This is a genomic window from Kitasatospora sp. NPDC056531, assembly GCF_042794375.1.
In the GTDB taxonomy this organism is placed as follows: Bacteria; Actinomycetota; Actinomycetes; order Streptomycetales; family Streptomycetaceae; genus Kitasatospora.
Map to the genome: position 1 here is coordinate 118,181 of NZ_JBHTTU010000003.1, position 12,967 is coordinate 131,147.

General features: G+C 71.9%; 4 protein-coding genes. 1 reads left to right on the forward strand and 3 read right to left on the reverse strand.

Translation table 11 applies throughout. From position 1 onward, the window contains the following. Positions 1-71 precede the first annotated feature (71 nt). Positions 72-2,402, reverse strand: a complete 2,331-nt coding sequence (locus tag ACFQ87_RS05285; protein ID WP_380609220.1) for a M4 family metallopeptidase — start codon at positions 2,400-2,402, stop codon at positions 72-74. Between the two features lie 569 nt (positions 2,403-2,971). After that, positions 2,972-8,545, reverse strand: a complete 5,574-nt coding sequence (gene pulA / locus ACFQ87_RS05290; protein WP_380609221.1) for a pullulanase-type alpha-1,6-glucosidase — start codon at positions 8,543-8,545, stop codon at positions 2,972-2,974. 317 nt (positions 8,546-8,862) lie between these two features. Here pulA and ACFQ87_RS05295 point away from each other — a divergent pair, with 317 nt between their 5' ends. Further along, complete coding sequence (locus tag ACFQ87_RS05295) at positions 8,863-9,831, forward strand: phosphatase PAP2 family protein (protein WP_380609222.1); 969 nt, start codon at positions 8,863-8,865, stop codon at positions 9,829-9,831. A gap of 55 nt (positions 9,832-9,886) precedes the next feature. Here ACFQ87_RS05295 and ACFQ87_RS05300 read toward each other — a convergent pair whose 3' ends face one another. Beyond that, positions 9,887-12,913 (reverse strand): bifunctional [glutamine synthetase] adenylyltransferase/[glutamine synthetase]-adenylyl-L-tyrosine phosphorylase, encoded by a 3,027-nt coding sequence (locus tag ACFQ87_RS05300; protein ID WP_380609223.1) that lies wholly within the window; start codon positions 12,911-12,913, stop codon positions 9,887-9,889. Positions 12,914-12,967: the final 54 nt, after the last annotated feature.

Consider the following 12,967-nt stretch of genomic DNA (forward strand, 5'->3'; position numbering starts at 1 on the left):
CGAAGCAGTATCCGGGACGCGGCGAAGGCCCGGCAGCCGTGGCTGCCGGGCCTTCGCCTACCGACCGGACGTCAGCTGGTCTGGATCGAAGTGTCGTCGATCACGAAGCTCGTCTGCAGCGAGGAGTCCTCGGTGCCGGTGAACTTCAGGGTGACCGTCTGGCCCGCGTAGGACGAGAGGTCGAAGGTGCGCTGCTGGTAGCCGGCCGCGGCGTCCACGTTGGAGTAGGTCTTCAGCGTGGTGCCGTTCACCTGCACGGTCAGCTTGTCGTACGCCGTGGACCCGGTCTCGGCGGTGTCGACGTGCAGCCAGAAGCTCAGCGTCGCCTTGCAGCCCGCCGGGATCGTCACCGTCTGGGACAGCGTGTCCGTGTGGGTGCTGCCGTAACCGTCCAGCCACGCCTTCCACGAACCGCCGTGCGCCGCCTGCGAGGAGCTGTTGTCGATCACGCCCGAGCTCGCGGTCCACGGCGCCGCCGTGCCCGTCTCGAAGCCCTGGTTGCCCAGCAGCTGCGCCGGGGTGCAGCTGCCACCGCCACCACCGGTGACCGCCCAGGTGAAGCTGGTCGTCCCGGTCTTGCCGGCCGAGTCCTTCACCGTGACCGTCACGTTGGAGCTGCCCGCGGTGGTCGCGGTGCCGGTGATCACACCGGTGTTGGCGTTGATGGCCAGGCCGGCCGGCAGGCCGCTCGCGCTGTACGACAGCGGCGCGGTGCCGCCCGAGGCCTTGATCTGCAGGTTGACCGAGCCGCCCACCGCAGTGGACTGGTTGCCCGGGTTGGTGACGGTGACGCCGCCCGGGTTGGGCAGCGAGCCGACGTTGACGGCGGCCCAGGCGGTGGCGACCTGGTTGTACTCGGCGCTGTTCGCGCCGTACAGGTCGGTGGCCGCGTTCAGGGTCGCGGTGCGGGCGGCCGCGTAGTCGGTGGTGGAGGTCATGTAGGCGGTCAGCGCCTTGTACCAGACCTGCAGCGCCTTGTCGCGGCCGATGCCGGTGACGGAGATGTTGTTGACCGTCGGGCTGTTGTAGTTGAAGCCGTTGATGGTCTTCGCGCCGCTGCCCTCGGACAGCAGGTAGAAGAAGTGGTTGGCGACGCCGGACGAGTAGTGCACGTCCAGGTTGCCGACGCCCGAGTACCAGGAGTCGGCCGACGAGCCGTCCGTGGAGGGCTTGTCCATGTAGCGCAGCGGCTTGCCGTCGCCGTTGATGTTGATCAGCTCGCCGATCAGGTAGTTCGGCGGGTTGGCGGGCAGGTTGGCGTAGAACTCGACGCCGGTGCCCATGATGTCGGAGGTGGCCTCGTTGAGGCCGCCGGACTCGCCCGAGTAGTTCAGGTTGGCGGTGGCCGAGGTGACGCCGTGGCTCATCTCGTGGCCGGAGACGTCGAGTTCGGTGAGCGGGTGGGTGTCGCTCGTGCCGTCGCCGTAGGTCATGCAGAAGCAGCTGTCGTCCCAGAATGCGTTGACGTAGCCGGTGTCGTAGTGGACCCGGCTCATCGCGCCGACGCCGTCGTTCTTGATGCCGCTGCGGCCGAAGGTGTTCTTGTAGAAGTCCCAGGTGGCGGCGGCGCCGTACTGGGCGTCGACGGCGGCCGACTCTCGGTTGCTGACCTGGCCGTTGCCCCAGGTGTCGGAGGACTTGGAGAACAGCGTGCCGTTGCCGGAGGTGCCGTTGTTCATGTCGGTGGTGTACTGGCCGCCGCGGGTGGCGTCCTTGAGCGAGTAGGTCGAGCCGCTCTGGGTGGTGGTCAGCGGGACGGTACCGACGAACACGCCGGTGCCGGTGCCGCGCTTGATGCCGTCGGCCTTGCTGAGCACGGCACCGGTCTTGGCGTCGGTGACCACGTGCAGCTTGCTCGGGGTGCCGTCGGACTCGCGGCCGTTGACGACCGTCTCCCAGGCGAGCTTCGGGGTGCCGTCGGCGGCCCAGACGACCAGGCGCGGGGCGGAGTCGACCGAGCCCTGCTCGGCGGCGAGCGCGGCCTCCTGGGCCTTCGGGGCGGCCTGGGTCGGGGTGGTGTCGACGCCCGCGAGGTTGGCCTCGCTGGCCTTGGTCACGCTCTTGGTGGCGCCGGCCGCGTCCTGGTGGACGATCAGGTCGCCGCCCAGGACGGGGAGTCCGGCGTATGTGCGCTCGTAGCGCAGGTGGCGACCGCCGTTGGCGTCCTGGACGACGTCCTTGGTGACCAGCTTCTCCTTGCCGTCCAGGCCGAGGGCCTGGGCGAGGGAGGCGGTCTGCTGGTTCGCCGAGGCGATCAGCGCGGCCCGGGTGGTCTGCTGGGCGGCGACGGCGGCCGGCGCGTCCGGGGCGGCCTGGGCGATCACCGGTATGCCGGTGACCAGCAGCGCGGTGGTGGCGGCCAGGACGACCGCCGCCTTCCGGGTGTGAGCGTAACGGGACATGCGGACTCCTTTTCCGACCGGCGCCGGTTCGCGCACGGTGGAGAGAATCTGGGCCGCAGGGTTGCGGCGCAGTGGGGGCCCCCGCCGGGTGCGACGGGGGTGCGATTGCGGTGCTCACGGGCGTTGCAGGGGCTCGTTGCAGGGTTGGGAGGCGCTGCACCTCAACTGGGGCAACTGCACCGGGGGGTGGGGCCCCCTCGTCTGCAGCCGGAGGAATCGTGGCAGCAAACGCGCCGCCAATGACAGATGCATGCCACTGATTGGCCGATTCATTACCGAAACCGTATGCACAACGGGTCGTCAGTTGTGTTACGGCATAACCAAGTCCTGAACACGGTTTTCATGGTCCCGGCAAAGTTCGATCACAGCCGGAGGTGACTGACCAGCGCTCAGCCCTCCGCCCCCTACCGCACGGTAGGCGGCAGCGCCGCGCGGGTACGGCACGTGACAGTTCCGGCCGTGCCACCGCCGGATTCCGGCCATTCCCCGGCGGAAACGGAACCGGGCCCCGCACCGGCCGTAACAGCGGTGCGGGGCCCGGGAGTTACCGGACGGTCGGAATCAGTGGGTCAGTTCTGGACGAATACCGCCACGGTACGACCCGGCACGGTGAAGGTCCCGGTCGCGGCGTCGAAGCCGGACTGCTTCACCACCTGGTCCACCCCGGCCGCCTGGACGGGGTGCAGCGCCTGGCCGGTCCCCGACAGCTTGGCCACGACCTGGGTCTGGGTGGTGGGCGTGGCGTTGAAGACCACCGTGATGCCCTTCTCCGCACCCGGCAGCCCGGTGCCGTCCAGGTGCAGGGTGATCACCCCGGGCGTCTCGCCGGACGTGCCGGAGAGCGGGTACGACAGCCGCTGCTGGACGTCGGCCAGGGTGGGGAGCGAGAACAGCGGCGAGGACTGCTTGATCCGCAGGAAGTCCTGGAACTGCGCGGTGGTCGCCTGGATGTCGGCCGCGCCCACGGTCAACTTCGGGTTGGACAGCAGGGACCGGGCGGTCGGCCACATCTCCTGGTTGTCCTTGGCCATCGGCAGGCCGCGGCCCCAGCCGTTGCCGTCCGCGGCCCCCGTCGACGGATTGGGCCAGTGGATGGCGTTGAACCAGTCGCCCGAGTCGTAGGCGTTGGAGTCCAGCGACTTGGAGCGCAGCAGGTCGCTGCCGGCCTGGGCGAAGCCCGCGCCCTGGGTGAGCGCGGTCAGCGACAGCCCGAGCGCCTGCATCCGGGCCCGGTCGGCGGGCGCGGTGCCGGTCGGCAGCTTGTACGCGAGCGCGTCGAACAGGTCGGTGTTGTCGTGGGCGTCCACGTACTCCACCGCCTCGCCCGGCTTGGCCGCGTACCCGGTCGGGGCACCGTTGTAGTCGACCTGGGCGCCGGTGACGGCCTTGCCCGAGCTGTCGGTGAAGGAGTAGCCGGCCAGGTTACCGGTCAGCCCGACCTTCAACTGGTCCATCTGGTGCAGCAGTCGGGCCTTCTGCTCCTGAGGGCTGCCGTTCGCGGGCGAGCCGTTGGGGTCGGTGTACAGGCCCGAGGCGAAGCCCTGCTGCGGCGCCGAGCTGAGCATGAAGTTGCCGCCGCGGGCGGCGTCGCGGATCCGGTCGTCGAAGGTGGCGATGCCGGTGCCGGCCATGTTCTGCTGGGTGGCCTGCTCGAACCGGGCGTTGTTGGCGACGGTGCCGAAGTTCCAGCCCTCGCCGTAGAGGAAGATGTTCTTCCCGTCCACGCCGTCCGACTCGGGCGTCATCTTCCGCAGCGCGGCCTGCACGTCCAGCATGGTGGACTTCGGGTCGAGGCCCATCAGGTCGAAGCGGAAGCCGTCGACCTGGTACTCGCGGGCCCACAGGGTCACCGAGTCGACCACCAGCCGGTTCATCATGGCGTGCTCGGGCGCGGTGTCGGCGCAGCAACTGTCCGCCGTCACCTTGCCGTCGGCGTCCAGCCGCTGGTAGTAGCCGGGGACGACCTTGTCCAGCACCGAGTGCTCGGCCTGGCCGCTGGCGGCGGTGTGGTTGTAGACCACGTCCAGCACCACCCGCAGCCCGGCCGCGTGCATCGCCTGCACCATCTGCCGGAACTGCACGGTCCGTGCGGTCCCGTTCGGGTCAGTGGCGTACGAGCCCTCCGGCACGTTGTAGTGCAGCGGGTCGTAGCCCCAGTTGTACGCGTCGTCGGCGGCGACGGCCGCCACGCACTCCTGCTGCTTCGGGCTGTCCGGCGGCAGGGACTTGAGGTCGCAGGCCGGCAGCTTCTGGTCGGCCCGGTTCTCGTGGATGGTGGCGATGTCGAAGGTCGGCAGCAGGTGCACCGTGGTCACCCCGGCCTTGGCGAGGTCCCGGAGGTGCTTCATCCCGGCCGAGTCGGACTCGGTGAACGCCAGGTAGGTGCCGCGCTCGGCCTCCGGGACGGTGGTGTCCTCCACCGAGAAGTCCCGGACGTGCAGCTCCTGGATCTGCTGCTGCGCGGGCGGGACGGCCTGCGGGCGGGGCTGGTCGTCCCAGCCCTGCGGCTTGAGCTCCTTGGCGTCCAGATCGGCGACCAGGCTGCGCTTGGAGTCGGTGGACAGCGCCACCGAGTACGGGTCGGTGACGGTGTTGACCACCAGCTGCTGCACCGACGGCGCCCAGACCTTCACCTGGTACAGGTAGTACTTGCCGTCCAACTCCTGCTTGTCGCGGACGGCTTCCCACACCCCGGTCTCGTCGTCCAGTTTCAGCGGCAGCGTCCTCGGGGTGCCCCCGGTGGCGCTGTCGAAGACCTGGACGGACACCTCCTGGGCGGTCGGTGCCCACAGGGAGAGCGCGACCTTGCCGTCGTAGTACGCCGGGCCGAAGTCCACCTTGCCGGTGCGACGCGCGTACAGGTCGTCCAGCACGCCCGGGGTCTGGACGCCCGTCCCGGCCAGCACCGCGCCGCTCGGCAGGTGTTCGGTGAACAGCAGCTGGCCGCGCAGCGCGGCCGGGACGCGGGCGGTGTCCCGGGCGTCGACGGTGAAGGCCCGGTAGCCCGCCAGGTGCGGGTACTTGGCCTTCTGGGCGTCGGTCAGCCCGCCGGCCACGGGGTTGAGGCGGATCCACCTGCCCGGCTTGGTCAGCACGCCCTTGTCGGCACGGATGCCGCCCTCGGGGTCGTAGACGAGCTGGGCGCTGGTGCCGCCGGCCAGGGCCTGGTCGGTGGCGCCGTAGTTCGCCGGGACGACGACGGTCTTCGCGTCGATCCACTGGGCCTTGGCGCCGGAGAGGTCCAACTGCGAGGAGGCGGCGGGGTTCTGCGGCAGCAGGTAGCCCTCACGGCCGCCGAGGATCCACACCTCCTTGCCGTTGACGGCGAAGTCCAGCGACTGGTCGGCGGGCAGGTCCTTGTCGTTGCCGTTGTGCAGGATGTAGCTGAGGCTGGTCGCCCCGGGGGCGAGCGGCACCTCGAAGACGGCGCCGAAGGCGTCCCGGCGGGCCGGCATCAGCGGCTTGCCCCAGTCGGTGGGGTTGGCGGCGCCGGTCCAGTCGTGCAGGCCCCAGCCGTCGTAGTTCCCGTCCGCCCGGTTGTAGTGGATCACGGCGGTGTTCGCCGGCTGTGTGTTCGCCGGGCCCGGGTCGGCCGTACGGACGGTCGCGTCGCCCTGCTTCAGCCACACCTCGCCGGCGGCGCCGACGTCGATGTGCCGGTCGGCGTCCACGTCCTTGACGCCGTTCTTCTCGACGATGAAGCCGACGTCCGAGGCCCCGGGCTTCAGCCGCACGTAGGCGAAGGCCCCGTACGCGTCCCGCCCGATGAAGGGGTGCCCGGCCGGCCACTGCGTGCCCTCGCCGTCGGCGAGGTCGCCCCAGGCGTAGAGGTTCCAGCCGTCGTAGTCGCCGTCCGGCCGGTTGTAGTGGACGACGGCGTACGGGCGGGCGCCGGCGGTGGGCACCGGCTTGGGCGCGGGGGCGCCGGTGGTGAAGCTCGCGGTGGCGGAGCGCAGATGGCCGCTGGAGTCCTGCACGACAGCCTTGTACCGCACCACCGTGCCGGGCGCGACCGCGCTCAGGTCCTGGGTGACGGCGAAGAGCCTCCGGCCGTCGGAGCCGGACTTCCCGGTGTCGGCCGTCCCCAGGGTCTGCCAGGGCCCGTTGCCGATCTGGGCGGCGAAGCTCACCCGGTCGAAGCCGCCGCCGTCCGCCGTGGCGCCGACCGTGACCGGGCCGGTGGACCCGTCCGCCGGCGGCTGCACCGAGAGCTGCGGCGCGGCGCCGACCGGCGCCAGCCTGGCGCCCGCCTTGAGCACCACGGAGGACAGCGCCGGTACGGTCACGGTCAGCTTGCGGTCCGCGCCGCTGGTGACCCGTGCTCCGGCCGAGGGGTAGATCGGGTCGAAGCCCATCCCCGCCGAGAAGGTGTCCAGCGTGACGGTCTTCGCCTCGGTGGCGTTGTTGACCGCCACCAGGTACTCGACCTGCTGGCCGGCGTCGATCCGGGAGAAGGCGTACACGCCTGCGCCGTCGGCCGCGTAGCGCTCGATCTGTGCGCCGTCGGCCAGCGCCGGGTTGTCCCGGCGCAGCTTGGCCAGGCCCGCGATGCCCTGGTAGAGCTCGCCGCCCTGCCCGTACCGGTCGGCCGGGCCGGAGGCGCCGCCGAGCACCCGGTCGCTGTTGTAGGAGGGAGTCCTGGAGGCGAACATGTCCTGCCGGGCGTCCTTGTCGCCGCCCGCGCCGGTGAAGCCCTGTTCGTCGCCGTAGTAGACGACGGGCTGGCCGCGGGTGAGGAACTGCAGCTCGCTGCCGAGCCGGTCCTTCTTCAGCAGGGTGGCGTCGTCGGCGCCCGGGTTGTCGGCGAGCAGGAAGGAGCCGAAGCGGCCCATGTCGTGGTTGCCGAGGAAGGTCGGCAGCTCGTACGCGTCGGTGTCGGCGCTGGTGTAGCGGTAGTCCTGGGCGTAGACGTCGGCGAGGTTCCTGGCCGAGCCGCCCTGCGAGACGTACGAGCGGGCCGCGCCCTGGAACGGGAAGTCGAGCGTGGCCTGCAGCTTGCCCTTGGTGACGTACGGCGAGGTGACCGCCGGGTCGCCGGAGTAGACCTCGCCGAACATGAAGAACTTCTTGTTGCCCTGCTTGGTGGCGAAGTCCTTGAGCGCGGGCGCCCACTGCTGCCAGAAGGCCATGTCGACGTGCTTGACGGTGTCGATCCGGAAGCCGTCCACACCGGTGTCCTTGACCCACTGCTGGTAGACCTGCTCGAAGCCCTTCACCACCCGGGGGTTCTGGGTGTCCAGGTCGTCCAGGCCGTTGAAGTCGCCCTCGGTGGCGGACTCGCCGACGAAGGTCGAGTCGCCGCGGTTGTGGTACAGCGCCGGGTCGTTGAGCCAGGACGGGCTCTTGGCCTTGGCGTCGGCCGGGGTGCGGAAAACCGGGGTGTAGGGGAAGGAGTCCTTGGTGATCTTCGGCCAGGGGGCGCCGGCGTCGGCGATCGCGGTCTCGTCGACCGGGTTGCCGTCGGCGTCGAGGGTCGGGTACGCACCGACCGAGCGGTAGCCGTGCTGCTGCTCGGCGTAGTCGACGACGTCGGCGGTGTGGTTGGTGATGACGTCGAAGAAGACCTTGATGCCGCGCGCGTGAGCCTTGGCTATCAGCTCCTTCAGCTGCTCGTTGGTGCCGAAGTGCGGGTCGACCTGGGTGAAGTCGGTGATCCAGTAGCCGTGGTAGCCGGCCGAGGCGTCGGCTCCGCTGCCCTGCACCGGATTGTTCTTGAAGATCGGGGCCATCCAGATCGCGGTGGTGCCGAGGTTCTGGATGTAGTCGAGCTTCTGGATCAGACCGGCCAGGTCGCCGCCGTGGTAGAAGCCCTTGTCGCCGGGGTCGAAGCCGTTGTCCAGCCGGCCCCCGGTGATGCCATCCGGGAGTTTGGCGCCGGTGTCGTTGGCGGCGTCGCCGTTGGCGAAGCGGTCGGGCAGGACGAAGTAGAACTGCTCGCGGGTGAGGTCGTGCCGCCCGGCGGTGGCCGCCAGCGCGGCGTCCGAGGGCGGGGGCGGCGGGGCGGCGGCGAGGGCCGCGGGGGCGCCGCCGAGCGTGGCGGCGGTCAGTGCGGCGGCCAGCAGCACGGCCGTGCGGCCGGGTCTGCGGCGGCCGGTGCTCCGTCGGGCAGTGCTCCGTCGGGGGCGGAGCGGCGTATCGGCCACTGAGGGGCTCCCTTAGGGGGAAGGGCGATCGATTTCCCAGGAAGCTAGCGGCCTGCAATATGTTTCAGCAAGATGCAGAAAGCGTTTCGTGCCGGGAAAATCCAGGCCACGGGCGCTCCGGACCACCCCGGTTACGCCCCTCCGGCCGTCGGCCTGACAATGGGACGTATGTCCGCTCCACCGGTAACCACCAGACCCGATCGCACCCCCTACCCCGGTGGGATCCGCCCCCTACCCCTCAAGGGGGACAGCCGGTGAAGAATCCACTTCCGGAGGATGAGCAGACGGCTACGAGCGGTCTGGCAGACTTGCCGTCCATGGGGGAACCGACCGAGATCCAGCGAGGCGACGCCGAGCGCGCCGACGCGGCCCACGGTGGCGGTTCCGAAGCAGCGACGGCCACCGCGGCCCGGCTGCCCGAAGGAGCCACCCGTGCCGCCCAGTCCCGCACCGCCGCCCTGCGCGCCCGCATCCGCGACCAGCGCCGCTCGCCGGCCCGGCCGCGGATCTGGATCGAGCTGGCCCTGATCGGGATCAGCTACTGGCTCTACTCGATCGTCCGCAACGCCGTCCCGGAACAGGAAGCGATAGCCCAGAAGCACGCGCGCTGGATCTGGGACCTGGAGCAGAACCTCGGCATCGCGGTCGAGCGCTCGGTCAACCACGCCATGGACAGCGTCGGGTGGCTCATCACCGGGATGAACTACTACTACGCGACGCTGCACTTCATCATGACGATCGGCGTCCTGGTCTGGCTCTACCGCAGCCACCCCGGCCGGTACGTGGCCGCCCGCACGGTGCTGTTCGTCACCACCCTGATCGCCCTGGTCGGCTTCTACGGCTTCCCGCTGGCCCCGCCCCGGCTGATGACCGACGGCGGCTTCATCGACACCGTGCAGACCCACCACACCTGGGGCTCGTTCGCCTCCGGGCCCGCCGCACACGTCTCCAACCTGTACGCCGCGATGCCCTCGATGCACATCGGCTGGTCGATGTGGTGCGGCCTGGCGATCTTCTTCCTGGCCCGCCGGAAGTGGGTCAGGGCGCTCGGTCTGATGTACCCGGCCGCCACCCTGCTGGTCATCGTCTCGACCGCCAACCACTTCTGGATGGACGCCGTCGGCGGCGAGATCTGCCTCATGCTGGGCTTCCTCGTGGCCCGCTGGCTGTACCACGAGTGGGTCTACAAGCTGCCCCGGGTGCCCACCCGGGAGAAGGCGACGGAGGAGCCGATCACCGTCCCGGAGCAGTGGAGCGAACCGGCGGTCAGCACCGCCCGGCGGTAGCCGTACCGAACAGGGGCCCCTCACGCAGGGGCCCCTTTCGCATGCCCGTGACGGCTCAGCCGGACCCGTAGAACAGCCGGTCCACCACCGCCCGGGCCCGCCGGGTGGTGCGCCGGTAGTCGTCCACCAGCTCCCCGCTGTGCCCGGCGCCGTACCCCAGGTAGCGGGCTACCCCGGCCAGCTCCCGGGCCTCGCCCGGGAAGCTGTCCCCCGGCCGCCCGCGCACCAGCATCACCGCCGCCCGCACCCGGGAGGCCAGCACCCAGGCCGCGTCCAGCACCTCCGCGTCCGTCGGCTCGACCAGCCCGGCCCCCGTGGCGGCCGCCAGCGCGGCCCTGGTCCTGGTGGTGCGCAGGGCCGGCAGTTCGTGCCCGTGCTGGAGCTGGAGCAGCTGCACCGTCCACTCCACGTCCGCCAGCCCGCCCCGGCCGATCTTGGTGTGGGTGGTCGGATCGGCCCCGCGCGGCAGCCGCTCGGCCTCGATCCGCGCCTTGATCCGGCGGATCTCCAGCAGGTCCCGCTCCGGCACCCCGGTGCCCGGGAAGCGCAGCGGGTCGATCAGCTGCCGGAACCGCGTCCCCAGCTCCTCGTCCCCGGCCACCGGCTCGGCCCGCAGCAGCGCCTGGCTCTCCCAGGCGTGCGACCAGCGCCGGTAGTAGGCGGCGTACGAGGCCAGGGTGCGCACCAGCGGGCCGCTGCGCCCCTCCGGCCGCAGATCGGCGTCGACCAGCAGCGGCGGCTCGGTGGACGGCGCGGCCAGCAGGGTCCGCAGCTCGTTGCAGATCGCCTGGGCGGCTCGGGCCGCCTCCTGCTCCAGCGAGCCGAGCAGCGGCTCGTGGACGAAGAGCACGTCGGCGTCCGAGCCGTAGCCCAGCTCGTGACCGCCGAAGCGGCCCATCGCGATCACCGCGATCCGGGTCGGCAGGTCCCCGTGCTCGGCCTCCCAGCCGGCCACGCAGGCGCGCAGCGCGCCCTGCAGGGTGGCGGCGTTGAGCGCGGTCAGCGCCTCCCCCGCGGTGTCCAGCGCCTCGCCCGGCTCCTCCCCGAGCCGGCCGAGCACGTCCGCCGCGGCCGTACGGAACAGCTCCCGGCGGCGCACCGACCGGGCGGCGGCCACGGCGGTGGCGGTGGACCCGGCCCGGCCGACGGCGGCCAGTATCTCCGACTGCAGCGCCGCCCGGCCGCGCGGCACCAGGCCCTGCGGGTCGCCCAGCATGGCCACCGCCTCGGGGGCGCGCAGCAGCAGGTCGGGGGCGAGCCGGCCGGCCGACAGCACCCGGGCCAGCTGCTCGGCGGCGGCGCTCTCGTCCCGCAGCAGCCGCAGGTACCAGGGGGTGCGGCCGAGCGCGTCGGAGACCTGGCGGAAGTTGAGCAGCCCGGCGTCCGGGTCGGCCGAGTCGGCGAACCAGCCGAGCAGCACCGGCAGCAGGGTGCGCTGGATCGCCGCCTTGCGGCTCACCCCGGAGGCGAGCGCGCTGATGTGCCGCAGCGCGGCGGCCGGGTCGGCGTAGCCGAGCGCCTCCAGCCGGGCCCGGGCCGCGTCCGGGGTCAGCCCGGCGGCGCCGGGCGGCAGCTCGGCGACGGCGTCGAGCAGCGGGCGGTAGAACAGCTTCTCGTTCAGCCGCCGGACCTCCACCGCGTGCCGCTTCCACTCGCGCTGCAGCGCGGCCACCGGGTCGGAGCGGGTGTCGTCGTTGATCAGCGCGGCGAGCGAGCGGGCGAGGCGGCGCTGGTCCTCCTCGGCGGTGGGCATCAGGTGGGTGCGGCGCAGCCGGTGCAGCTGGATGCGGTGCTCCAGCGAGCGCAGGAAGCGGTACGCGGCGTCCAGCGAGGCGGCGTCCGCCCGGCCGACGTACCCGCCGCGGGAGAGCGCGGCCAGCGCCTCCAGGGTGTTGCCGCTGCGCAGCGCCGGATCGGTGCGGCCGTGCACCAGCTGGAGCAGCTGGACGGAGAACTCGACGTCGCGCAGCCCGCCCGGGCCGAGTTTGAGCTGGCGGTCCAGTTCGGTGGCCGGGATGGAGTCGATCACCCGGCGGCGCATCTGCTGCACGTCGGTGACGAAGTTCTCCCGGGCGGCGGCCTGCCAGACCATCGGGGCGAGCGCCTCGACGTACGCGGCGCCGAGTTCGGCGTCCCCGGCGACCGGGCGGGCCTTGAGCAGCGCCTGGAACTCCCAGGTCTTGGCCCAGCGCTGGTAGTAGGCGAGGTGGCTGCCCAGGGTGCGCACCAGCGGGCCGTTGCGGCCCTCCGGGCGCAGGTTGGCGTCCACCGGCCAGATGGTGCCCTCGCCGGTGGTGTCCGAGCAGAGCCGGGTGAGTGCCGCGGCCAGCCGGGTGGCGGCCTTGACCGCCTCGTGCTCGTCCACGCCGTCGCGCGGCTCGGCGACGAAGATGACGTCCACGTCCGAGACGTAGTTGAGTTCGCGGCCGCCGCACTTGCCCATGCCGATCACCGCGAGCCGGCAGGCCGCGGCGGCCTCCGGGTCCTGCTCGGTGGCGAGGTCCAGGGCGGTCTGCAGGGTGGCGCCGGCCAGGTCGGCGAGTTCGGCGGCGGTCTGGGCGAGGTCGGTGGTGCCGGTGAGGTCGCGGGCGGCGATGGCCAGCAGGCAGCGGCGGTAGGCGACCCGCAGCGCGTTCGCCGGGCTGAGGGTGTCGTCCCGGACGCCCTCGGCGAGGGCGCGGCGGAAGTCCTCCGGGCCGGGGTGCATGTCGCGCAGCTCGAAGGTGACCAGCACGTGCCAGTCGTGCGGGTGCCGGGCCAGGTGGTCGCCGAGCGCGGTGGAGACGCCGAGCACGCCGAACAGCCGGTCGCGCAACGGCTTGGAGGTGGTGAGGGTGTCGCGCAGGGTGTGCCGCTCGGGTTCGTCGGCGGCCTCCAGCAGCCGGGCCAGGCCCAGCAGCGCGAGGTCGGGGTCGGCGGTGGCGCCGAGCGCGTCCAGCACCACCGGGTCGTCGGCCAGGCCCTCCAGTCCGGGGCCCGCCAGCAGCCGCACCGCCTGGGCGGGGTCGGTGAACCCGCGCCGGACCAGCCTGATCTCGGGCCGGCTGACCCGGCTCCCGGCCCGCTGCTCATCCACCGCCATCGGCCCCTCCATCCGTCCCCCCAGCAGGTTACGCGCCCGCGCGGCGCGGCGCCG

Excerpts from the sequence above, each read along its gene's own strand:
- ACFQ87_RS05285 (WP_380609220.1), bottom strand. The coding sequence starts at position 2,402 with ATGTCCCGTTACGCTCACACCCGGAAGGCGGCGGTCGTCCTGGCCGCC.
- ACFQ87_RS05295 (WP_380609222.1), top strand. The coding sequence starts at position 8,863 with ATGGGGGAACCGACCGAGATCCAGCGAGGCGACGCCGAGCGCGCCGAC.
- ACFQ87_RS05300 (WP_380609223.1), bottom strand. The coding sequence starts at position 12,913 with ATGGCGGTGGATGAGCAGCGGGCCGGGAGCCGGGTCAGCCGGCCCGAG.